The 21,551-nt window shown below is 37.8% G+C and carries 22 protein-coding genes and 2 pseudogenes; 6 read left to right on the top strand and 18 right to left on the bottom strand.

The window, feature by feature from the left end:
• Nucleotides 1–109: 109 nt before the first annotated feature.
• From ACTQ1L_RS02880 to ACTQ1L_RS02890, 3 genes are all read right to left on the bottom strand, one after another.
• Nucleotides 110–766, bottom strand: a complete 657-nt coding sequence (locus tag ACTQ1L_RS02880) for an amino acid ABC transporter permease (RefSeq protein WP_148885005.1) — start codon at nucleotides 764–766, stop codon at nucleotides 110–112.
• A gap of 1 nt (nucleotide 767) precedes the next feature.
• Nucleotides 768–1,574 (bottom strand): transporter substrate-binding domain-containing protein, encoded by an 807-nt coding sequence (locus tag ACTQ1L_RS02885; protein WP_331675719.1) that lies wholly within the window; start codon nucleotides 1,572–1,574, stop codon nucleotides 768–770.
• Nucleotides 1,575–1,714: 140 nt separating this feature from the next.
• A complete protein-coding gene (locus ACTQ1L_RS02890) occupies nucleotides 1,715–2,659 on the bottom strand; it encodes an AEC family transporter (RefSeq protein WP_441365375.1) in 945 nt (314 codons plus the stop codon).
• A 179-nt stretch (nucleotides 2,660–2,838) separates the two neighbouring features.
• On the opposite strand from ACTQ1L_RS02890, the gene ACTQ1L_RS02895 reads away from it, so the two are divergent.
• Both ACTQ1L_RS02895 and ACTQ1L_RS02900 read left to right on the top strand, forming a co-directional pair.
• Nucleotides 2,839–3,966 carry an MGDG synthase family glycosyltransferase gene (locus ACTQ1L_RS02895; protein WP_441365376.1) on the top strand — a complete coding sequence of 376 codons (1,128 nt, stop codon included), beginning with the start codon at nucleotides 2,839–2,841 and terminating at the stop codon, nucleotides 3,964–3,966.
• A 40-nt stretch (nucleotides 3,967–4,006) separates the two neighbouring features.
• Nucleotides 4,007–4,609 carry a glycerol-3-phosphate acyltransferase gene (locus ACTQ1L_RS02900; protein ID WP_441365377.1) on the top strand — a complete coding sequence of 201 codons (603 nt, stop codon included), beginning with the start codon at nucleotides 4,007–4,009 and terminating at the stop codon, nucleotides 4,607–4,609.
• Between the two features lie 46 nt (nucleotides 4,610–4,655).
• On the opposite strand, the gene ACTQ1L_RS02905 is transcribed toward ACTQ1L_RS02900, so the two are convergent.
• Nucleotides 4,656–4,844 (bottom strand): hypothetical protein, encoded by a 189-nt coding sequence (locus ACTQ1L_RS02905; protein WP_441365495.1) that lies wholly within the window; start codon nucleotides 4,842–4,844, stop codon nucleotides 4,656–4,658.
• A gap of 63 nt (nucleotides 4,845–4,907) precedes the next feature.
• Here ACTQ1L_RS02905 and ACTQ1L_RS02910 point away from each other — a divergent pair, with 63 nt between their 5' ends.
• Nucleotides 4,908–5,264 carry a LytTR family transcriptional regulator DNA-binding domain-containing protein gene (locus ACTQ1L_RS02910; RefSeq protein ID WP_441365378.1) on the top strand — a complete coding sequence of 119 codons (357 nt, stop codon included), beginning with the start codon at nucleotides 4,908–4,910 and terminating at the stop codon, nucleotides 5,262–5,264.
• Nucleotides 5,254–5,604: a DUF3021 domain-containing protein gene (locus tag ACTQ1L_RS02915; RefSeq protein WP_441365379.1), complete on the top strand. Its 351-nt coding sequence runs from the start codon at nucleotides 5,254–5,256 to the stop codon at nucleotides 5,602–5,604. The genes ACTQ1L_RS02910 and ACTQ1L_RS02915 overlap by 11 nt, the downstream gene beginning before the upstream one ends.
• Nucleotides 5,605–5,903: 299 nt before the next feature.
• Here the strand turns inward: ACTQ1L_RS02915 and ACTQ1L_RS02920 are convergent.
• The 5 genes and pseudogenes from ACTQ1L_RS02920 to ACTQ1L_RS02940 all read right to left on the bottom strand — a co-directional run.
• Nucleotides 5,904–6,308, bottom strand: a pseudogene (locus ACTQ1L_RS02920) (AlkZ-related protein); the annotation flags it as partial.
• A 29-nt stretch (nucleotides 6,309–6,337) separates the two neighbouring features.
• A pseudogene (locus tag ACTQ1L_RS02925) lies at nucleotides 6,338–7,010 on the bottom strand (hypothetical protein).
• A gap of 98 nt (nucleotides 7,011–7,108) precedes the next feature.
• Nucleotides 7,109–7,666 (bottom strand): TetR/AcrR family transcriptional regulator, encoded by a 558-nt coding sequence (locus ACTQ1L_RS02930; protein WP_441365380.1) that lies wholly within the window; start codon nucleotides 7,664–7,666, stop codon nucleotides 7,109–7,111.
• A gap of 291 nt (nucleotides 7,667–7,957) precedes the next feature.
• Nucleotides 7,958–10,426: a DUF4982 domain-containing protein gene (locus tag ACTQ1L_RS02935; protein WP_441365381.1), complete on the bottom strand. Its 2,469-nt coding sequence runs from the start codon at nucleotides 10,424–10,426 to the stop codon at nucleotides 7,958–7,960.
• A gap of 22 nt (nucleotides 10,427–10,448) precedes the next feature.
• Complete coding sequence (locus ACTQ1L_RS02940; protein WP_441365382.1) at nucleotides 10,449–11,834, bottom strand: MFS transporter; 1,386 nt, start codon at nucleotides 11,832–11,834, stop codon at nucleotides 10,449–10,451.
• Nucleotides 11,835–12,012: 178 nt separating this feature from the next.
• Between ACTQ1L_RS02940 and ACTQ1L_RS02945 the strand changes: the two genes are divergently transcribed.
• Nucleotides 12,013–13,068: a helix-turn-helix domain-containing protein gene (locus ACTQ1L_RS02945; protein ID WP_441365383.1), complete on the top strand. Its 1,056-nt coding sequence runs from the start codon at nucleotides 12,013–12,015 to the stop codon at nucleotides 13,066–13,068.
• A 126-nt stretch (nucleotides 13,069–13,194) separates the two neighbouring features.
• On the opposite strand, the gene ACTQ1L_RS02950 is transcribed toward ACTQ1L_RS02945, so the two are convergent.
• Nucleotides 13,195–13,362: a hypothetical protein gene (locus ACTQ1L_RS02950; protein ID WP_441365384.1), complete on the bottom strand. Its 168-nt coding sequence runs from the start codon at nucleotides 13,360–13,362 to the stop codon at nucleotides 13,195–13,197.
• 131 nt (nucleotides 13,363–13,493) lie between these two features.
• Here ACTQ1L_RS02950 and ACTQ1L_RS02955 point away from each other — a divergent pair, with 131 nt between their 5' ends.
• A complete protein-coding gene (locus tag ACTQ1L_RS02955; protein ID WP_441365385.1) occupies nucleotides 13,494–13,643 on the top strand; it encodes a helix-turn-helix transcriptional regulator in 150 nt (49 codons plus the stop codon).
• A gap of 5 nt (nucleotides 13,644–13,648) precedes the next feature.
• Here ACTQ1L_RS02955 and ACTQ1L_RS02960 read toward each other — a convergent pair whose 3' ends face one another.
• The 8 genes from ACTQ1L_RS02960 to ACTQ1L_RS02995 all read right to left on the bottom strand — a co-directional run bounded on the left by ACTQ1L_RS02960 (nucleotide 13,649) and on the right by ACTQ1L_RS02995 (nucleotide 21,551).
• A complete protein-coding gene (locus ACTQ1L_RS02960; RefSeq protein ID WP_441365386.1) occupies nucleotides 13,649–14,296 on the bottom strand; it encodes a methyltransferase family protein in 648 nt (215 codons plus the stop codon).
• 111 nt (nucleotides 14,297–14,407) lie between these two features.
• Nucleotides 14,408–14,707, bottom strand: coding sequence for a GNAT family N-acetyltransferase (locus ACTQ1L_RS02965; RefSeq protein ID WP_441365387.1), 300 nt, complete (start codon nucleotides 14,705–14,707; stop codon nucleotides 14,408–14,410).
• Between the two features lie 77 nt (nucleotides 14,708–14,784).
• Nucleotides 14,785–15,309, bottom strand: coding sequence for a DUF1697 domain-containing protein (locus ACTQ1L_RS02970; RefSeq protein ID WP_441365388.1), 525 nt, complete (start codon nucleotides 15,307–15,309; stop codon nucleotides 14,785–14,787).
• Between the two features lie 51 nt (nucleotides 15,310–15,360).
• Nucleotides 15,361–16,866 carry a methyl-accepting chemotaxis protein gene (locus ACTQ1L_RS02975; RefSeq protein WP_441365389.1) on the bottom strand — a complete coding sequence of 502 codons (1,506 nt, stop codon included), beginning with the start codon at nucleotides 16,864–16,866 and terminating at the stop codon, nucleotides 15,361–15,363.
• 44 nt (nucleotides 16,867–16,910) lie between these two features.
• A complete protein-coding gene (locus ACTQ1L_RS02980) occupies nucleotides 16,911–18,206 on the bottom strand; it encodes an HD-GYP domain-containing protein (protein ID WP_441365390.1) in 1,296 nt (431 codons plus the stop codon).
• 57 nt (nucleotides 18,207–18,263) lie between these two features.
• Nucleotides 18,264–18,569 (bottom strand): GNAT family N-acetyltransferase, encoded by a 306-nt coding sequence (locus tag ACTQ1L_RS02985; protein ID WP_441365391.1) that lies wholly within the window; start codon nucleotides 18,567–18,569, stop codon nucleotides 18,264–18,266.
• Complete coding sequence (locus ACTQ1L_RS02990) at nucleotides 18,562–19,908, bottom strand: MATE family efflux transporter (RefSeq protein WP_441365392.1); 1,347 nt, start codon at nucleotides 19,906–19,908, stop codon at nucleotides 18,562–18,564. Before ACTQ1L_RS02990 ends, ACTQ1L_RS02985 begins: the two co-directional genes overlap by 8 nt.
• 41 nt (nucleotides 19,909–19,949) lie before the next feature.
• Nucleotides 19,950–21,551: a hypothetical protein gene (locus ACTQ1L_RS02995; protein WP_441365393.1), complete on the bottom strand. Its 1,602-nt coding sequence runs from the start codon at nucleotides 21,549–21,551 to the stop codon at nucleotides 19,950–19,952.

Genomic DNA, 21,551 nt, shown 5'->3' on the forward strand with positions numbered 1-21,551 from the left:
CTTGTATTCTTTAGATTTTACCAACTTTGCCGGTCAGTAATAATCTAAATTTACTTGAGGTATTTTCTTTGGTCAACTCCCTTTACAATTTAAATTATACAGGAAGCTCCTACCTGAAATAATCCAGCTTTTTCTCGATATAATTAAATAAAAGTGTAAGGATTCCGACAAATACGAGATAAAATACACCTGTATAAAACAGTGGCCATGTAAGTCCGTCAGACTTCATAAACGCCGCTCCCGCAAAGGTAAGCTCGTATGCCGCAATAATTCTGGCAAGAGAAGTATCCTTTACCAAAGTGATTATCTCATTTGACATAGGCGGAACAACACGCTTGATCATCTGAAGCAGAGTGATTTTAAAGAAAATCTGCTGCTTTGTCATGCCTAACACCTGTCCTGCCTCTCTCTGACCGGCCGGAACACCCTCTATGCCACCTCTGAATATAACAGAGAAATAACATGCATAGTTGATGACAAACGCTACAACCGTCGCTGTAATACGTCCGGTCTCGTCACCACTCCATATAGCCTGATGAAGCCACAAGCCCGGTCCGTAAAATATGATGATAAGCTGAAGCATAAGCGGTGTACCGCGGATAACCCATACAAACACATTCATGACAGCCTTGACAGGCTTAAACCTGCTCAAAAGCCCAAATGCAAATATAAGCCCCAGTGGCAGTGCAAATATAAGTGTCAGTATAAATATTTCAAAGGTGGTCCACAGACCACTCATAAGTGCTTGTGTAACAGTCCAGAACATTTTATTTCTCCCGCTCAACAACTACCTGTGCATTGTTACAGTATGCATTTGTGCATTCCATAGACTTTGTAACCTCATCTGTGAGTGTCATACCATTCCAGACAACGTCAATCTTCTTTGAATCAAGCTCCATAACCTTGTTGTCCCAGTCGATAACTACAAATTCAACATCCACGCCGAGCTTCTCACCGACAAGTCTAGCCATATCTGCATCAAAGCCAATCCATTTATCATCCTTATCCTTGTAATCCATAGGCTCAAACTCTGTGATACCGACTATCAGCTTGCCCTGTGACTTGATATAATCCACATCACTGTCGCTTTCAGACTGCTTGAACTCGCAAGGCTCCTGCTCAAGGAGTGAATCCTGTACTCCGTATTTCTTTGCAATCTCCTGCGCGCTGCCATCAGCATATGATTCTGCGAGTACACTGTTGATATATGAAGCAAGATCAGAACCCTTACGGCATCCGACACCATACTTCTCTGATGTAAGCTCTGTTGTATGTACTAAATCAGGGTAGCTTGTGCCCTCTCCAATCATGGCTCCTGCCATTAAAAGATCTATGATTGCCGCATCAGATGTACCTGATTTAACCTCCATAAGCGCATCAGCCTGTGATGAAACCGAATTGTAATTAAAGCCTTTTTCCTTTGCCACAGCCTCTCCTGCTGAGCCTGCCTCAACTGCGTAGGTCATGCCGTCGCCCTTTTCGCTTTTTTGTGTTCCTGCACCCTTGCTGCCACCACAGGCAGTCATTGAAAGTGCTAAAGTTGCTGTCAAAAGAAGTGCTAATCCTCTTCTCATACTCATTTCCTCCATATGTTAAATAATCATTGTAATTATTCAGAATCATCCAATAACTACAATCTTTTAACATATTAGCAAATTATCACGCTAAAGTAAAGAGTAATTATCCACCAAATCAACAGTTATGTTCTTCCATTTTATACAAGTCCAAGGCTTCTAATTATGTAAAGCCAGAGAGTCAGTGTAAAAGCACTGAGCAGTGTCGTGAGCATTATCGTGGTCGATGAGATAACGCCCTCATGCCCCATATTTCTTGCCATGACAAAGCAGCTCACTGTAGTAGCTGAGCCAAGCATCACAAGAATTGCAATAAGCTCACTGTCCCTGAACCCGAAAGCTACTGCAATAGGAAGAAATACTGCTACAAAGCCTACAAGCTTGATAAATGTGGCTGCAAATGCCGGCTTTGCCTTTGCTGATGCTTTTTTCAAATCAAAGGTGGCACCCATGGCCATAAGCCCCATAGGTGTAGCCATATTGCCAACGCTCGTCACTGCCTTTGCCGGTATTCCTGCATATGGCAGACCTATAGCTGACCACAGAAGTCCTGCAACAATTCCTAAAATAATAGGATTGGTCACTATTCCCTTAAATGTCTTTTTGAGCACTGCCCTGTCTATGCCGTTTTGCCCCGGCTTAAAAAACGAAAGTACTATAACCGCCATCACATTGTAAAGCGGCACACTTCCTATAATCATGACAGGTGCCATGCCTGCATTTCCATAGATATTCTGAATAAAAGCTATTCCAAGCAGCGCCGCACTGCTTCTGTATGAGGCCTGTATAAACTCGCCCCGTATGGATTTATCCCTCCACAAACAGGAAACAAGTGTTGATATTGTAATGCTTATCAGCGTAACCACAAAGCAGAATACTATAAACTTAATGTTCCAAACCTTTGAAAAATCAACCGCTGCAAGATCGCTAAACAGCAAAAATGGTAAAGGAATCTTAAACACAAACTTATTCATCCTATTTGCAAAGTCTTCGTCCAAAATTCCCACTTTGCGAAGAAAAAGTCCAAACACCATCATCAGAAAAATAGGTCCTGTGGCATTTAGACAAAACATTAAATTTTCCATCTCAAATAAAGCCTCCATCATATCCATAATCTGTAGTTTATAATTATACTATTTTTTACATTCCAGCTACCACAATAAGCTTTGATCTTAGATATGTCAACCTTTTATTGCACTGTAGATTATTTTAAAAAATTGTGGTACACTTATCGCATATTTTATTTAGGAAGGAATTAAACGGTTTGAAAATTCTTATTTTATCCTGTGACACCGGCGAGGGACACAACAGTGCCGGTAAAGCTATAAAAGAAGCGGCAGAGCATAAAGGACATTCTGTGACAATGATAGATATGTTTCTCTTATCGGGTAAAGGAATATCGCACGCAGTATCAGGAGCATATATAGGCATTGTAAAGCATATTCCGTTTTTCTTCGGACTACTCTATAAGGTTGGCATGCTGATATCGAGTGATAAACGTAAATCCCCTGTCTATTTTGCCAATGCCCTGCTTTGTAAAAAGCTATCAGCATACATTGAATCAAACGGCTTTGATGCTGTCGTCACACCTCATCTGTACCCTGCTGAGACCCTGAGCTGCATGAAGCGAAAAAATCTGCTTCATATCCCTGCCGTCGCTGTAGGAACCGACTACACCTGTATCCCATTCTGGGAAGAGACAAATGTGGATTATTATGTTATTCCACACGATGATCTGACCGATGAATTTGCAAAACGTGGTATTCCTGAAAACAAGCTGCTGCCATTAGGCATCCCGGTACGACAGGCCTTCTGTACAAGGACTGCTAAAGCTGCTGCAAGAACAAGATTACATCTGCCATCCGATGTGCCTATCTTTCTTGTGATGAGTGGCAGCATGGGTTTTGGCAAGCTTGCTGTCTTTGCCGCAGAGCTTGCAATAAGATGCCATAATAATGAGCATATTGTAATCATTTGCGGCAACAATACTAAAATAAAACGCATACTGCAAAATGAGTTCAAGTTCAACAAACGTGTACACGTAATAGGCTACACCAATCAGGTTTCGCTTTTCATGGATGCCTGTGATGTAATCTATACAAAGCCCGGCGGCCTCACATCAACTGAGGCACTGGTAAAAAATATACCGATTGTACACACTGCTCCAATCCCCGGATGCGAGGCAGCAAATGTTGCATTTTTCAAAAAACGTCATCTGTCTGTCTCATCAAAGCGTCTGTCAAAGCAGATTGAGCTTGGGAAAATAATGATAGAAAATAAAGAGCTAAATGCAGAAATGATACGTGCACAGCGCCGTGAGCAAAAGCCCTATGCTGCCATACAGATTGTTGGTCTGCTTGAAGAACTGACTCACACTGATACAACTGACTGACTATAAAACCATGTAACTATAAAACTATAAGGAAATTATCATGCTATATTTTTTATTTACACTCTTAGGCTTCGTACTCGGAAGCACTCTCTTTGCTTACTGGATACCAAAACTATTAAAAAACATTGATATCTGCACACTTCCCGATGACCACAATCCGGGTGTGAGCAACGCATTTATGTATGGTGGCTTTTTATGCGGAATACTCTCACTCATATGTGAGCTTGCAAAGGGATTTATCCCGGTGTATCTTGGTCAGAAATGCTTAGATATAAACTCACTTCTGTTTGTACCTGTTTTAGTTGCACCTGTCTTTGGACATGCATTTCCTTTTTTACAAAAACAAAAAGGCGGTAAAGCTATTACCGCCTCCTTCGGAGTCCTTTTGGGCCTGTTTCCGGAATTGCATCCGGCTGTCTATCTAGCATTTTTCTTTATATTCTTTTCAGTTGTAGTAATAATAAATCCACATTCGCTCAGATCTATTCTGACATTTGGTTTTTTTGCATTCAATGTCCTTTTGACTATAAAAACAGCCTCAATCCAGATTGGCTGCTTCATAATCGCAGGGATTGTGATATACAGACACCTGATAAAGCACAATAACGGACCGGTAAGGATAAATATACTGCATCAGCGGTAATTATGGTATCTGCTTTTACTCATTGGTTTTGCTTCTTACATAACAGTTATTTTGCCTTGCCATCTTCATTGCCATTATGGTCTGTACAATAATCAATCTGGATCTGCAATTTATCCTGATATTCCTTGTCCTGAAGCTTTACCAGATCATAATTTCCATCCTGATATTTTAATCCGCTTACTTTTGTATACTCTTTAACGCATCTTACACATATTTTTTCGTCACTTACATCCAAATGCGAGACATTATATATGAAATATTGTATGATTAACTCACCAAAAAGAAAGGAGGATTTTACATGAAGGTAAGTATAGAACTTTCCCCTGAATACAGCGAACCATATGCCATCATATATGCAGATAAAATCACTGACAGCATCCAGCGTACCCTTGATATATTCGGTTCAAATGAAAGCCCCATTACAGCTTTTCAAAACGAAAATGATATTGTCATTTTACAGCCAAAAGAAATATACATGGTAAGGGTAGAAAACAAAGATACTATTATTTATGGCAAAGAACACCGCTACCGTTCCCGAAAAAGACTGTACGAAATGCAACAGCAGCTTGGTGCCGGATTTATGCAAATTTCAAAATCTACTTTGGTCAATTGGTATAGCATTAACCGTTTTCTGCGTTACAGGAATGGTATTTGACATCGCCTATGACGGTAATTTCAGTTTACATAATTGCCAATTTTCCAAAATGGTTATCGGATGCATAATTGTAGGTCTGGGTTTTGGACTTCCGACCATGATTTATCACAAAGACAATCTTCCAATGCCTTTTAAAATAATTATTCACATGGGAACAGGCTGTATTATTTATACAATCGTTGCATATACTGTCGGATGGATAGGAGGAACAAGTTCTATCCTTCACGGAATTATTGCAGCCATATTTCAAATAGCTTTGGCATTTATAATTTGGGGAGGCTTCATGCTTCACTATCGCAATGATGTCAGAAAAATGAATGAAAAAATCAAGGAATTATAGACTTGTTCGAACTGCGTGTCTGTGGAGTGATACTCTGCAATATCGAACTAAAAAACAAGGGCAAATCAAACCAATTTACATCGAATTTGATTTGCCCTGTAAATACCGTTTGTATTCTATATCTTTTCCGTTATTTGTGTGTATAAATATATGATACTGATTTATTTACTTTACTGCAATACTTTTTCCATTACAAAGAGGAAGCCGGTACATGTGAAGTATCCCCACCTGGTCTATGAAAAAATTTAATATGATAATTTTTTTGTTTAATTGTGTGGATGGGTTGATTTGTACCTGTATTACTTTAATATCTTCCTTATCTGCTTATCCGTCGCCTCCGGATACATCTCATGCATATAGTCTACAAGCTGTTTCCATGAATCCCGCGGATTATCCTTATAGCAGGAAGTCACATAATCGTATCCATAGATATGCTCGATAGATGAATACACTGCAACATCCCATCCATATTCCATGCCTTTCTTATTCACTCTCTTCTTAAAATCGCAGTTGCACAGATATGTCTGTATCATAAGATTCGTTATTGCACCATCAAATCCCTTTTCTCCATCCTTGCTAAATCCAGCTTGTTTTTTCAATTCATTGGAATAAATCTCTGAATCCGCATTGTTTTCCATAAAATTGACCATTATCTTTTTATGCTTATTAGGAGCTCTCCCATCATCATATAATGCATCAAAATCATATTTTGTTCTGTGTTACAATAAAACTACTAAAAAATGGCTAAGTCATTTTTTCATTGCCTTGTAGCCAATTAATACTGTCCACACATATGCACAGGTTTTTGGAATCATCAGCATGCCGATCATCGGAATTACATCAGCCAGCAGTACAACCGGAATATAGAATGCAAAGCTCAGGACAATTGTCAGCCACATCCAACGAAAAGAGCTATCGTTATTTTCTTTTGCACTTTTATAGAATAAAACTATGATAATTAATCCCATCAGTGCAAACGGAATATTTCAGTAGATTCCCCATGAAAGTGGAGCATCTGCACTGAGCCAGGCATTCTGAGGCATCATACACAGAACAATTCTTAATCCTGCAAGACTATAAATAGCTGCTGTAGCTGCTTTATAGCCTTTAATCTGACAACGCTTACGCCATATATGATAGAGAACGACATAAAAAACAGTCATAGTGACAGAGGTTATCCACTTGCCTAACCCAAGCTGTACGGTAAAGTTCTCAAGACCTGTTGTACAAAGCGCTGCAGCACGAGGAATCAGATGAAATGCATCTCCACCTCCTAAAATAACTGCCATAATTCCAAACATGGTAAACTGACGGTTTCCTTTGCTTTTTCGAATCATTAAAATTCCGATTGTGATTACCGAAAACAAATATACGGTATCAAATAAAGTTTCTACAATTGCCTGCATAATAAAAATCCTTTCTACTTAGATACATCTTTAAATGTATAAATGAACATTGTTCATTTTGTTTCAAAAATCTTCCCACACTCTAATGTGGGAGAATTTTAATATAATGTTTTGTTAATCAACATCAAAATCGAAGACGGATTATAATCCTGACGAATCATTGATACCAATATTAAAGAAAATAATATATCTGCAAACTGTTTTTCCGTGAATTGTTCATCAAATACATCTGGACGAATCTTACGATCATTCTTTAATATATCGCATAATCCATTAAGAATATGCCCCCATGTCTGCAGCATTTTCTTCTTTCCATCCGTTTTTTCATCCTTCATAAATCCAAGCGAATGCAGAGAAAAGAAGCCCGGAAATTGCTCATTTCCATATTCCAGTCTTTTATAAATCCATGAGATACAGGCAGCAACATCGTTAAATGCCTGCTCATCCTCAGGGTTAAAAAAGATTTCACGCCAAATACTCTCAATTGTATCCCCAAGCAAATCGGCCTTGGATTCATAGTAATTGTAGATTGTCCCCGCCGAAACAGAACATCGGGATGCAACAGCTCGTATGCTTACAGCAGTCCATCCGTTTTCTTTGATTAGATCTCTGCTTGCAGCTAATATGTCTTCTTTTGAAGTTGCAAGATGGTTCACGAATTCACTCCTCTTCAATGTAATGTCATTTAGTTATTTTGTTAAATGAACGTTGTTCATGTTTAAAATATACACCGTTCATTTTATTTTGTCAATACTTTTTTAGTAATACTATTCATGTAAACAAACATAACAACACTATCAACAAAATTCCCTGTAATGGGAATTTAAAAATATATCTCCACGAATCCGTAAAACACTGATGAAAATTCAAAGCCCTGATACATTTATTTTACTTCAATAAAAATGGTGTATGCCATACTCACTAAGTATAACATACACCATTAATATTTAATTATTTTCTATATTTATCATCACCTGACAACCATCATCCGTCCATACTTTAAGAACAGCCGGCTCCTTCGATTTGACATCCTTCCATCGAACTGCTGCCAGAGCGCTTCCATCAAATGTTGTTACTGAATCAGAAAAATAGTCCTCCTCACTAGAAGGATTAGCTGTACCAAATCCTTCCAGCACACCATTTCCTACAACACTAGCATTAAGCAGTCTTTTTTCAGCTTCCTGTGAATTAATTGTGCCATTATCATCTACAAGCCATATCTTGATATATGCTATATTCCTCTCATTCTCAGTTACACGACACACTTTTAGCTTTGTTACTGATTTTGCTGTAGAAAGCTCATATTCACCCAGTTTCCTATCTTTCTGATATGCAACTGCCTTTAAAGTTCCCGGTTCATATGGCACTTCATAAGATGCTGTAAAATGATTTTCTCTTCCTGCCGGTTTTCTTCCAAGCGATTTATCATTCAGAAAAAGCTCTACTTCATCACCTGATGAATAAACATCCACATTTGCCATTGTCCCTTCAAATCCCTTCCATGTCCAGCTACTGATGTTGTCCTTAAACATCCATGCAGTTTTACCAGCTGTCTGTCCTGCGTGTTCAAGTCTCTCGACCGCAATATATGGTTTATCTGTCAGACCATACACTATTTCCCTGAAATAGCTGATTGGTCTTCGATTTCCAATCAAATCAATATCTCCGATATATCCCAGTCTCTCAGGATAAATACTTGTAAAATTGGCATTTCCATCATAATGGAATATTCCTACACCAGCCTCGCCTATATAGTCGTAACCGGTCCATGTAAAGTCTCCAATTACGTGTGGATAAGTTTCAACAAGCTTCCAGAGATTTTCTATGTCGGCCGGATATGTTTCCGTACCGAGGACCGTTTTAGCAGGATGTAGTTCATGCTCCAGCTCATATCTTCCACTTAAATAGTTGAGTCCTGTTATATCGCAGCTTTGCGAACATTCTTCAAGTGCTTCTGAAACAAGCGGATGCTTTGCAAAAAACTCTCCTTTTTCACCTGACATCAGACTCATAAAACTGTTTAAGGCATTGCTTCCTCCTCCGCTTCCACTTCCATGTGAATCCATTCCAAATTTTTCTGCAACATCTCTCATAATAAAGCCAAGACGCCTGCCTGCACAGTTTAATCCATTCAATGCATTCGTTGTATATCTGGTATTATCGAGCTCATGGAATTTATTGCATAGCATTCTGTTTATCCAGGCTCCCTGCTTAGTTCCTGCTTCCTGTATCTCATTTCCAACTGAATAAATAATAACCGATGGATGATTATAGTCTTTTTCAACCATATGATTAATCCACTGATTATATTCATCTTCAAAAATATCGGAGAAATCATATGTATTTTTTTCCTTGTCCCACATATCCGTCAGCTCGTCCATAACCAGCATTCCAATATGATCACACGCATCAAGCATTGCTCTGCTCATTGGGTGATGTGCACTTCTTATAGCATTAAAGCCCGCTTCCTTCAATCTCTTGCAACGGTACCATTCTGCCTCCTTAAATGTCTCAGCACCTATCACGCCATTATCATGATGTATACAGGTTCCTCGCAGCTTAACTGTCTCACCATTTATCTGTAATCCACGTACAGGATCTAGCGCCAATACACGTATTCCAAAATTAGAAACTGCTTCATCACATATTTTATCATCAAACTTTGTCGTTATATGACACTCATATAACGCCGGCTGTTTTGGACTCCATTTCTTCGGATGTTCAATCGGTATTTGTACACGCACTGTCTGCATTTGCTCTGAGCGAAATACTACTCTTTGCGTATCCGATGCAGTTTTCTGCCCATCTTTTTTTATCTCAATCAGACATTCTGCCTCTAATCCATGTCCAATAATGTTTTTCAACTGCGCACACACCTCTATAACCGCCATGTCATCATTCACTGACAATGTTGTAATACGCAGCTTATCATGTGAAATATATACATCTTTTCCGGTCCACAGATTGACATCTCTGTAAATTCCTGAGCCTGAATACCATCTGCTGTTAGGCTGTTTACTGTTATCGACATCTATTCTTATAATATTCTCATGCTCATAGCTTATCCATGGCTTTAAGTCAACCGAAAAACCCATATATCCATTACGATTCACTGCCGCTAGCGCTCCATTAATCCAGACTCTTGCAATTCCATAAATTCCTTCAAATTCCAGAAATACATCCTGCTTTTTCCACTCATTTTGAGCCATAAATTTTTTTTCATATGTATACACACCTCCTGGATAAAATCCACTCTGTGCTCCTGAAGGACAGTCCTTATCTCTTTTTTCACGAATCATTGCATCGTGAGGAAGTGTAACAGCAACTGCATTACTGTTCCCATAAAAGGCTTTTAATCTGTCAGCCTGATCAGCTTTTTCAAATGTCCAGTCCTCATTAAAATTATGACACTGCATACTTCATTCCTCTTTCAATCTGTTAGTCTGCTTGTTCTGCTCTTTCCATGTCAATTCTCTTATTTTCCTTTTCCACCTTCATTAAACCAAGAAGAATAGTAATTACGACGCCAAGAATTACAGGGATTGTGATATACATACTGAAAATCATATTTGTAGCTGCTGCGGTCTGAGTTGCAGCTTTTCCGGCATATCCTGCTGCATGCAATAGCCAGCCTACAGCCGCAGTACCAATTCCACCACCAACTTTTACTCCAAGTGATGAACAGCTAAACATCATTCCATCAATATGTACCCCTTTCGTACGATAGGTATATCCGCTGATTTCAGCAATCAGGGCATTTAATGTTCCCGACATTGTTCCGGCAAATGTTCCCTTAAGGAACATAAAAAGTAACATCATCGGTAAATTCTTCTGCATCGCAAAAATAATTAGAAATATTCCTAAGATATCACTGATTACATATCCCCAGAAATTAACCTTTTGCATGCTTCCAGTCTTCTTTACAAGAATCGGAGTAAAAATAAGTGCAATTATTACAGGGAACATCTTCATCATTGAGAACAATCCAAGTAATGAACCATTTCCAAGTACATGTTTCATAAAGTAAATAGCTGAACCTGTTGTAAGATTATTCATGAAATAATAAACAATATAAATTGCAACAATTAAAATATAGTATTTGTTACTTATAAGTAACTTCAAAGACTCAACAAAACCTATTTTGTCATCCTTCGGTTTTTGAGTATCCTCAACTGCTGCACTACCTTCTTCCGGTAACTCCTTAACACACAGGCAGCTTATTGTGTTGACAACAAGTCCGATTACACCACATATAACAGCAACCATACGCCATCCTGCAGCTCCACCGCCAAAGGCATCAACTGCACCTGTTACTGCAAATCCCATTACAATATTTGTAACAACTGCAAACATGAAACGTATTGATCCCAACTGAACCCTTTCATTCTTGTTTCTGGTAATAAGGGCTGATAATGCTGAATATGCTATTCCGTTTGCTGTATAAAAGATAGCATTGAGTGCTGTATAAAATGCGAAGAAATACGCATATTGTGCAGTTTCACTCATTCCACCCGGAATTGAAAACAGCAGCACGAGACAAAGTGATACGCCTATCTGTGCATACAGCATCCATGGTCTTGCCTTTCCAAGCTTTGACTTAGTGCGATCGATTAAATTTCCAAATATCACATCTGAAATCCCATCAAGAAATTTCGATACCAGCATTAATGTTCCAATAATTCCTGTGTTAAGCCCCATTGTATCAGATAAATATAAAAGTACAAAGCTTGATACAAGTCCATAGCTTGTATTTGAAGCCAGGTCTCCTGCTCCATACGCTATCTTCTGATACCATTTCAGGTATTTCTTTTCCGTTTCCTGCATAATAAATGCAACCTCCTTTTTCCTGTTAACAATAATAGTTTGTATTGTATTTTTCATAAACGCTTATGTTTTGTATACTGTTACTTTAATAAATTATTGCTTACAATTCTATAACATATGTGATAAAATATCAGTTAGTTTTTATCATATTCGTGGATAAGGAGAAAAATATACCATTATGACCTCATCATATACTGTCAAAAACATCATAGAACAGGATAATATAAACAGTACAATCAATTCATACATCAAAATACTTGCACCAATACAGTTCACACTCGAAACATGTAACAGAGCTAACGATGACAAATATCTAAATTTTTTGATGACTTCACCACGTGAAAATACATTTTACAGCTTTAAAACAGAAAAGGAAATCAATCATTTTAATATGAGGTCTCCACATATTCATGATTTTTACGAGCTTCTTATTGTATTGGATGGCGAAATCCATCAGCTGATTGAAAAGAATGATTTTGTGTTCCACAGTGGAAGCTGTTGTCTTATGAACCACAATATAGTACACAAAGAAATTTTTTCTTCCGATGCAACTCTTTTGTTTATCGGAATGTCAAAAGAGCTAGTCCAACAGCTTTCAGAAGATGAACCAAAAGTTTATTTTCCGGATATAGAAAGACCCGGCCATAACCCTATTCTTAGATTTCTTTCAGATAATCTCGATAATCCTGACACAAAGGAATATCTTGAATTTATGCCATCACTAAACAACAAAGACTGGCACCATACTCTCCACGCCATAACTGACAATATACTTCGTGCCATTATGTATCCAAAGCTTGGTTCTACTTATGTCATCAAAGGAATGCTTTTAGAATTGTTTGATTATCTGTCCAATCCAGAACACTTTCATTTCACGCCCGTCCATGTAGAAGCAGACAATGATTTTCTTCTTTTCACACACATAAGTCACATTTTAGAGGACACCAATGGACGCATTACACGTTCAGAGCTTGAACAATTATTAAATTACAGTGGAAATTATTTAAACTCTATAGTTAAGAAATATACAAATTCATGCCTATTCGATTACAGTCAGACTTTCTGTATGAAAAGAGCGGCTGCTCTCCTGCTTGAAACGACCGCTTCTATATCTGAAATTATGGATGAACTGCATTTTACGAATACAACACATTTTTATAAGTGCTTCAAAGAACATTATCATATGACACCGAAGCAATATAGGATTTCAATGAAAATAAAACTTGTGCCATAGTTGCAAAATGTTCCAAATAAAGAAAAATACCTGAGCTGTTAGGCTCAGGCTTAACTTTTCTTTTCAAACAAAAGATATGTGATAAATCTATCAAGATTCTCCTCCGCATCCCTCATTAAAACAATCTTATAATCCATACTTCAACCTCATATCAGAAACCACAAAATCTGCATCTCTGAACATCCCCTGTTCTCTGGACTTTTCCAATTTTGCAAGCATTTCTGCCTCCGTCATAGGTGCATATGATTTACTCTTTAACTCATCTTCTACTCTGACCTGAATTGTACTAGCCATATTCAGCACCTCACTTCCATCTATTTTCTTCATTATAATGCTAAATCATTTCTATTTCAATACATATGTATTGTATATACACCAGCCCGAAATCGAAAGACTATACAAGAAAGAAGAGACCCATACCAAAAATGAAATTGCAAGTTCTTTTTATCGGATACAGCACCAAAACTGTCGGCAGGATAGAGCGAGGGGACAGCACCCCATCTGCCGAATTTATGCTGCGGATATCAAAATACTTTAATATGCTGGTGGAATATGTCTTCCATGTAGAAGATTGAGCTGGTTAGATGCCACTCAGCTCTTTTTCCGCTTCCTTTTTCTCTCTGCTTCTAATCCTCCTTCCCAGATAACGAAAAACATGTTTCCGATACTCTCTATATGACTCTCCATAATTCTCTGTCAGATACCGCTCCTCCTGTAATATCTGTAAATGCAGCATGATGATAGCAAATGCAGATACTACTAGCATTGACAAATTGAAATACATCAACAGTATTCCTACATACATAAGGTCAAAACCTAAAAAAGCCGGATTCCGACTATAACGATAAATTCCGGTCGTAACAAGTTTGGTTCTATCTTTGTCCGGGATTCCTGCCCGCCAGCTATCTTTCATGCATAGTACTGACGCTAGAAATATGATATCACCAAGCATTCCTATACAAAATCCTGTAAATCTTGCATTTGCAGGCATGTGATTCCAACCAAATATAATGGATAATATCTGAATAACAGGAGCGGCAAGTGTCGCAATACTCATCAACAGCTCTACTATATGTACTGATTTTTCTTTTACTCTTCCAATCTGCCGTGTCTGGATTCCCTGTCTTCTCTGTGCCAACATCTTAGCAAAATATATTCCATAAAAGATAACCAGTACAAGAAGTGCAAGCCACAAATATGGCATATTCTCTTCTATTGGATATTTCATACAATATCAACCTCCGTTTCTGTCCTTTTCTACAATTTGTTACACAACCTCCATTCTTCTCTCGTAATACCAAATACCTTTGTGATTTCGTTTTCTTCATCCAGGTACTCATCAACCGGTCTGCATCCATAAGAAACAGCGGTTCTGCTTGATGGTATGATTGATAAACTGCATGGTAAGTCCGCAGTCTCCAATCATTTCATCTGTTTCTTTCAGACATACTGCCCACAGACCAAATCCTAACACTGCATATCTTTCCATATTTTTTGTAATCCAACCTCTGACTCTTTTCTCATCAAAGGTGTATGGATAATGCTTCATAATATCAGAATCTGCCAAAACTCTATAAAGAGCACCAAAATCATCTTTATTCATTTCTCTAAGAATCAGTCTTTCCGTTTCTATAACCATATTATTGTCCTCTAGTCCACTTCTTTAGTCTCAACACCTTATGTTTGAAACCCACCTACCCGATTGCCTTTTTATCATTATACAAGCTTATTTACTGTATTCGCAGTTCTTATGGTTAATTTTTGTGCAATGCCATTTTCGGCTGTTCTTTTCCACCAGTTGCACTTTTGATATTTGTTTCTGTCAAACGTCAAAAATATCACATTTTTATAGATTTCTATTTGTTCCAAATTTTCAGAAGGCTGTCCTATCGCCTCACGTATCTGTTCTGTTGAATCATATGACAAAATGAAAATCAGATTATCATATCTGTCTTTTTTGCCTGTATTCCACCACTTTGGCGAATGAGCCAGTATATCTTCTAAATCTTCGATTTTCATCAGATACACCGGAATTTTCATTTTGAAATGTTCTAAAATAATATTTTCTATAATTTCTTCATTCATATCTGCTTCTGATGAAAAAATAATATTTCCACTATTCAAAACAGTTCTAACTTCTGTTAGTCCTGCCATTTCAAATGCAGATTTGAGTTCGGACATCTTAATTTTATTTTTCCCACCAATATTGATTCCTCTTAATAATGCCACATATTTTTTCATATATCTTCTTTCAAAACCTCCCGAATAGAAATTACAAAATATAAAATTTTCCTACTCTTCTGCCATTTTTCTGATTCTCACCACCATATCTTCTATCATTTCTACCCCGGCACTATTTTCCTGCGTTGCAGCATTGACCTGTTCGATTGCCTTATAATTATTCTGCGTGCTGACATTAACCTGCTGCATTCCTTTGGCAACCTCATTACTTTGAATCCATATATTTTCGACTGTGTGATCCATCTCCACAATCTGTTTTGTCATCTTCTCATTTGATGATGTGATCGAAGCTGTGGAACTTCCAACCTCGCTCATACTTTCCATTCCGGTTTCTGTCAGTTCTGCACTTTGTTCCATGACTTTCACAGCTCTTCCGGTATCCTCTACAGACGCTGTCACAATCGTCCCAATATTATCCACAGCCTTTCTGGTCTGCTCTGCAAGCTTCTGGATTTCTTCTGCAACAACTGCAAAACCTTTTCCATGCTCACCCGCTCTGGCAGCTTCAATCGTCGCATTCAATGCCAGAATGTTCGTTTGCTGTGATATTCCTGTAATCACCTGAATAATACCAAGGATTTCTTTGGATTCTTCGCCGAGTTTCCACACGATTTCTTTGCACTCATTTGTGCTCCTATGAATCTGCTCCATACTTTCTGTTGCACTATTCATTTTATTCTGATTCTCTTTCGACAATTGATTTACCTGATTGGCAAGATCTGATAATTGTCTGTTTATTGCGGTAAGTTCCTCTAATCTTGCATTAATATCCTGTGTTCTTTCATTGATGCCCGTAATTTCCTCTGAATTCTTGCTAAAACTATCCATCACATTCCCGGTCTCTTCCACAATCTGCCGGTTGGAGTCCATAGAGTTTTCGGTAATATGTGACAGTTCTTTTACCATCCCCATAAGCGTCTTTGAAGTCTCCACTGACTTCTCATGCATAAGTCTCATTTCTTCTATCATACGTTCCTGCTCTTCGGCATTCATAAGATTTGACAACATCCCGGTTGTCCGCTCACAAAGCATAGTAAATATTGCAGCAATCGCAATTAATACCATTGCCCTTGGTACAATGCCATACACGATGAGTTTATATAGTGTTGTAAAATTCTTATCCGGAAAAATATTAAACCAGAAACAAATAATCTGTCCTGCTGATACACCGATTACCGATAGTATCATCGTCATAACATTAATCTTTTTTGAAAAATACAGACTTGCAATAGCAATCACATATATGTATAAGAGTACTACATGATACCCTAAAGTTGAAGTCACGATTGTAATAAAAATGACCGCACATATGGTAAGTGCATATTTCACATAACTTCCATCCTGTTTTGCAACATTTACTAAAATTGTAGGCATCCAAAGCATTATTGACCCAAGTACATATGCCATTGTCATTACCTTCATATCAACAATGAAAATCCCCAGTACATTTAAAATATAGACCAGCGTAAAAATAATAAATGTAATTCTCATTACTTTTGAAACTGCTTTATTCGCCTGTTTTTCGTTTTGAACTAATACTCCACTTTTGTTTCCCATAGTTACCTCCTGTTTCGGTCCTATACGATGTCCACCTGCCGCATTTATTCTTGAAACTGCTTCATCAACTTTATCACTTCATCCTTATTATCTAAAAATATCTGTGCCAGATGCGGATCAAAATCTGTGCCAATTCCTTTTTCGATAATTGAAAAGCTGTCTTCTAACGTCATTGCATCCCGATAACACCTTTTCTGTGAAACGGCGTCAAACACATCAGCTATCGCCATAATTCTTGCATGAAGTGGTATCTGTTCCCCTACCAATCCATCCGGATAGCCTCTGCCATTGTATTTTTCATGATGAAATCTGGCTATCTCATATGCAATCTGTCGAAACTTCGCATCATCCATATTATAAAAAATCTGAAGAATAATATTTCCACCTTCAGCAGCATGCTCTTTCATAATTTTATATTCATCATCTGTAAGTTTTCCAGGCTTCTGCAATATACTGTCCGGTGTTGCAATCTTACCAATATCATGTAGTGGTGCGGCATTGCTTACATTCTCCATATAATCCTTGCACATCACATCTCTATAATGTCTGTCATCTTTCATTTCTTCAAGGATAAGGTTCACATATGCCCTTGTGCGTTTGATATGTCCTCCGGTATTGCTGTCTTTGTTCTCTACCAATGTTGCAAAACCATTAAGCATTTCATCACTTCGCATTTCCAGCTGTCTGATAGAAGGATTCTCCGAGCCGATATAAATTCCAAGCAAAAGTATTGTAGGAAATATAGCAGTCAGAAGAACTTCCGGAAAGCAAATCTGTATCGCCAATATAACTCCTGCAATTCCAATGCACGTAAGGGTTTCCAGTATTTTTCCACTTTCCAGGAATCTTCTTCTGCTTGCCACAATATATAAAATTGTTCCATAATAAAGTACCAGAGTTCCATAGCAGATATACACAGAAAATCCCATGGAATACCAGGTCGTAGCACCTTTTATGTAATGTAGTCCGCCAATTCCTACTGTGGTCAGCAGTACCGAAATCATTCCCGGTAAATTCAAAAGCACTTTTTTCCATTTGGCAGTTTTGTCATATCCAATCAATAGATCATACATATATCGTGATGTGATGATAATTGTAAAATCCATAAATAGGAAAAACAACAAATGTGCCAGCCTGTTTACAACTGATGGAACAATATCCATGTGGTTTACCGTCCATGCCGTAATCCCATCAAAAATTACAGCCAAAGGAGCCATTATCATCAACAAATTGTATTCCATACATGTTTTGGTTTTTCCTCTTTTAACGGCTCTTAAATATGCAATCACAATATAAAGAATCACAAGAAGACAGCCAAATTGTAATTTTACATACCTCATTCGTACATCACCTCTTGTTTCTGCTGATTATGTTTTATCGTATATTTTGCTGTATGTCTATATGACTACTACCAAGATGCAGAATATGTGAACTAAGATGCATAATTTCAATAGAAAAGGCGCAGAATCTCTTTCCTCGCCGGTTTCCACAAATCCCGCTTTATGATAAACTTTTAATGCTACCTGATTATCTTTATTACATGTAAGTGTTACTCTGTTTGAATCACCAAATGGCTTTGTTTTTATATACTCCAGCACCAATCGCAGAGCTTCACTTCCATACCCTCTTTCCTGCTCATCTGCTAGTTTTAATTGGAATGCATCCAGAAAATTGTCTTCATTAATCACTTTCAAATTAACCATTCCATTCTCCCCACTTCTTCACAATTCTTAAATATTTCCAAAAATTAATCAGCACCCTGACACCTTCATCCAATAGAACTGCCAGAAACACTCCTAAGATTCCCAATTTACAAATAAATACTAAGACCGATGCTACAATCACGATCCAAATCGTTCCAAAAATCTGAGTAAACAACATCCACTTCGTATTTCCGCTTCCACGAATTGCATTTCCAATAATAATATTTCCGGATTTCGAAAACAGATTGATACCAATCAGCAGCAAATAGACTCCACAACTTGCAATAACTGTTTTATCGCTGGTAAACAATGATAATATCTGTTCCGGGAATAACACTGCTCCAACAATCATTACCACAGTTACGATTGCACAGACAGCATAAGCGCATAATGTAATTCCTTTATACTGTGCAAGATTTTTTCTGCCGATTGCTTCCGAAGTCAGCGTCATAGTACCACTTCCTATTGCACCGATAATAACAACTGCAAGTACTTCTACTCCAAATATAATCGTATAAATACCTGCAGCATATTCATTTATTGAATTGAGAATCCGAATCAAAATCATATTTCCTATATTCCATGCAAAATCCTCTAATGCAATGTTAATTCCAAGCTTTGCAGCATTCAGGTAGCTCCGGAAATGTCCTTTTTTCACATCATTCCAGCTTGGTCTTGTAGGAAGCTTTTTACTGGTAAAAAATATAACGGATATGTATATTGCTCCAACATATTCAGCAATTACAGTTGCAATTGCTGCTCCCTCAATTCCTAGAGCAGGCATTCCTAAATTACCAAAAATCAACATCCAATCTAAAAATATATTGAGTCCCGAACGAACGCACCCGTACACCACAAGGGGTTTTGTATAATTTGATGTCTGCAGGATAACTCCGAGCGATCCGCCAAGTCCTATAAGTAAAAATAATGGTGCATACCATCTTACATATCCTAAGCACAATGGCATAACATTATCTGATACCCCTAGAATCATAAATACCGGTTTTGGAAATATCATCCAGAAAAAACACAGAAAAATCGGAATAATATTGTTATACTTCATCATTGCTCCGGCGTATTCTCCAATATCTTCCCGCTTTTCAGCACCTACACTCTGACTTATCAGTATGGAAGCTCCCATTACAAGGGAATTGCAAAATGACATGGTTGTCCATACGGGTGATGAAACATTTCCCAGTGCACTCATATACAAATCGTTGGCATGTCCCAAAAATATTCTGTCAATAATCATCTGAAGCTGCGCTATAATATTGTTCATGATGATTGGTAATGCTAATATAAGCAGCCTCTTTCCGTATTGTTTATAACTTAATTTCATAATTTTCCTGCTTTCGTTTCTTTTTTTGCACAATGCAAAACTCAAAGTTCTGCAAATCTATCACAGCCTTTTGTTTTAAGCCAAATATACAATGTCAGACCAGCCACGACATTTACTGCTATAAAGATTCCTATATAGAGCATATATCCCAATGTATAACCAGGAAGCATCATATATCCAATAAACAGAAGTGCTGTATATCCGAATCCACCAAACATTGTGATCATTACAGAAGCACTCTGTTTTATCGGTGCAAGCTCATTGGTCCAGGTAAGCACAGGCTTTATCACTCCCATAAATAAGCCAAACACTGCCATTACAAATACAAAGGACAGTACCTGCAGGATCATCATTACAAATTGCCCGATTTTAAATGGGCAGACTACTGCCGTACAAATCATGCAAAGCATCACAGGTATACTATTTAAAATAAGCTGCATATCCAGTTTTGCGCGAAGAACCTGCCATGGTGTCACAGGAAGAGACTGTACAATCCACAGACTTTTACCCTCCAAAGAAATCGAAGGTGCTGTCATGATATCCATTGATGTAAGACCACACAGCATAATCGTAAGCAGCAACAGTACACTACCATCCTGACCTCCAAACATGCCATTAAGCATTATAAATATTTTTCTTCCCTTCCATAAAAGTGCGACAGCACAGATTGGCATCAGGAAAATGCCAAGTCCGCAATTTAACATATATCCCGGACTCGATGTAAAATGCTTAAACTCCCTGAAAAGCAGTGCCTTTGTTACACTTTCCTGCTTCATTGTCTTTTTGTGATATACCACTTTGCTGACTTTTCCTGTAGATGTTGCTACCTGTAAAAAGCTTTTTGATATCAAAAACCACATCATTAAAAATGTAACTGCAACCAATGCAAGCATTATAAGAATGGCTTTCGCATCTCCTACGCCCACACTTCCAAACGCAAAAAGCAGATATGCAGAACCCTTGATCTTATCACCATACACAACCAAATTGGTAAGCAGGTCTGTAATCATACTCTGAGCCTTGAAATATACGAAATAATAACCACCTATAAATATAAGCGATACCAATACCGTAATCATGCTTTTATGCTTTAATTTAAGGCTTACTTTTGCAACAACATATCCAAGTAAGCAGGACAGTGTCATAACAAATACGGAAATCAACAGCGTAAGAATCATTCCGCCAAATAAGTTCTTTATATTAACTCCTGCTGTTACCATATATACAATCCATGCTGGGATAATAACTACTGCTGAGTACATCAGTCCCATAATGTAAACACTGACCAGGCGCGATGCTACGATTGCTGATACTGGAATTGGCATGGACAAAAGCAGATCATTATCTTTTGCCAGATACAGACCGGAAAATGTGTTAAATACACTGCCAAATGTACCAAGCAAAATTGCAATAAGCCCCATAAGCGCAAAGTACATCCATCCCATATCCAGTGCTGCCATTGGGGCACATAATTTTCTTGAAAGCATCGTAAATATACCACCAAGAACTCCTATCATAATAACCGCAAACCAAAGCATAAACATGATAGTAGACACCTTAGAGCGGGCTTTATTCTTCTTTGCATCATAAAAGTAAACACGAAAAATCTCACTAAGTTGTTTTTTTACTAAAAGCTTTAACAT

The sequence above is a fragment of the Agathobacter sp. LCP21S3_B2 genome, assembly GCF_052118705.1.
Taxonomy (GTDB): Bacteria; Bacillota; Clostridia; order Lachnospirales; family Lachnospiraceae; genus Roseburia.

What these genes read in the sequence shown, in the direction of transcription:
- ACTQ1L_RS02880 (WP_148885005.1), bottom strand. Translation starts at nt 766, where the DNA reads ATGTTCTGGACTGTTACACAAGCACTTATGAGTGGTCTGTGGACCACC.
- ACTQ1L_RS02885 (WP_331675719.1), bottom strand. Translation starts at nt 1,574, where the DNA reads ATGAGAAGAGGATTAGCACTTCTTTTGACAGCAACTTTAGCACTTTCA.
- ACTQ1L_RS02890 (WP_441365375.1), bottom strand. Translation starts at nt 2,659, where the DNA reads ATGGAAAATTTAATGTTTTGTCTAAATGCCACAGGACCTATTTTTCTG.
- ACTQ1L_RS02900 (WP_441365377.1), top strand. Translation starts at nt 4,007, where the DNA reads ATGCTATATTTTTTATTTACACTCTTAGGCTTCGTACTCGGAAGCACT.
- ACTQ1L_RS02910 (WP_441365378.1), top strand. Translation starts at nt 4,908, where the DNA reads ATGAAGGTAAGTATAGAACTTTCCCCTGAATACAGCGAACCATATGCC.
- ACTQ1L_RS02915 (WP_441365379.1), top strand. Translation starts at nt 5,254, where the DNA reads ATGGTATTTGACATCGCCTATGACGGTAATTTCAGTTTACATAATTGC.
- ACTQ1L_RS02935 (WP_441365381.1), bottom strand. Translation starts at nt 10,426, where the DNA reads ATGCAGTGTCATAATTTTAATGAGGACTGGACATTTGAAAAAGCTGAT.
- ACTQ1L_RS02940 (WP_441365382.1), bottom strand. Translation starts at nt 11,834, where the DNA reads ATGCAGGAAACGGAAAAGAAATACCTGAAATGGTATCAGAAGATAGCG.
- ACTQ1L_RS02945 (WP_441365383.1), top strand. Translation starts at nt 12,013, where the DNA reads ATGACCTCATCATATACTGTCAAAAACATCATAGAACAGGATAATATA.
- ACTQ1L_RS02950 (WP_441365384.1), bottom strand. Translation starts at nt 13,362, where the DNA reads ATGGCTAGTACAATTCAGGTCAGAGTAGAAGATGAGTTAAAGAGTAAA.
- ACTQ1L_RS02955 (WP_441365385.1), top strand. Translation starts at nt 13,494, where the DNA reads ATGAAATTGCAAGTTCTTTTTATCGGATACAGCACCAAAACTGTCGGC.
- ACTQ1L_RS02960 (WP_441365386.1), bottom strand. Translation starts at nt 14,296, where the DNA reads ATGAAATATCCAATAGAAGAGAATATGCCATATTTGTGGCTTGCACTT.
- ACTQ1L_RS02965 (WP_441365387.1), bottom strand. Translation starts at nt 14,707, where the DNA reads ATGGTTATAGAAACGGAAAGACTGATTCTTAGAGAAATGAATAAAGAT.
- ACTQ1L_RS02970 (WP_441365388.1), bottom strand. Translation starts at nt 15,309, where the DNA reads ATGAAAAAATATGTGGCATTATTAAGAGGAATCAATATTGGTGGGAAA.
- ACTQ1L_RS02975 (WP_441365389.1), bottom strand. Translation starts at nt 16,866, where the DNA reads ATGGGAAACAAAAGTGGAGTATTAGTTCAAAACGAAAAACAGGCGAAT.
- ACTQ1L_RS02980 (WP_441365390.1), bottom strand. Translation starts at nt 18,206, where the DNA reads ATGAGGTATGTAAAATTACAATTTGGCTGTCTTCTTGTGATTCTTTAT.
- ACTQ1L_RS02985 (WP_441365391.1), bottom strand. Translation starts at nt 18,569, where the DNA reads ATGGTTAATTTGAAAGTGATTAATGAAGACAATTTTCTGGATGCATTC.
- ACTQ1L_RS02990 (WP_441365392.1), bottom strand. Translation starts at nt 19,908, where the DNA reads ATGAAATTAAGTTATAAACAATACGGAAAGAGGCTGCTTATATTAGCA.
- ACTQ1L_RS02995 (WP_441365393.1), bottom strand. Translation starts at nt 21,551, where the DNA reads ATGTTAAAGCTTTTAGTAAAAAAACAACTTAGTGAGATTTTTCGTGTT.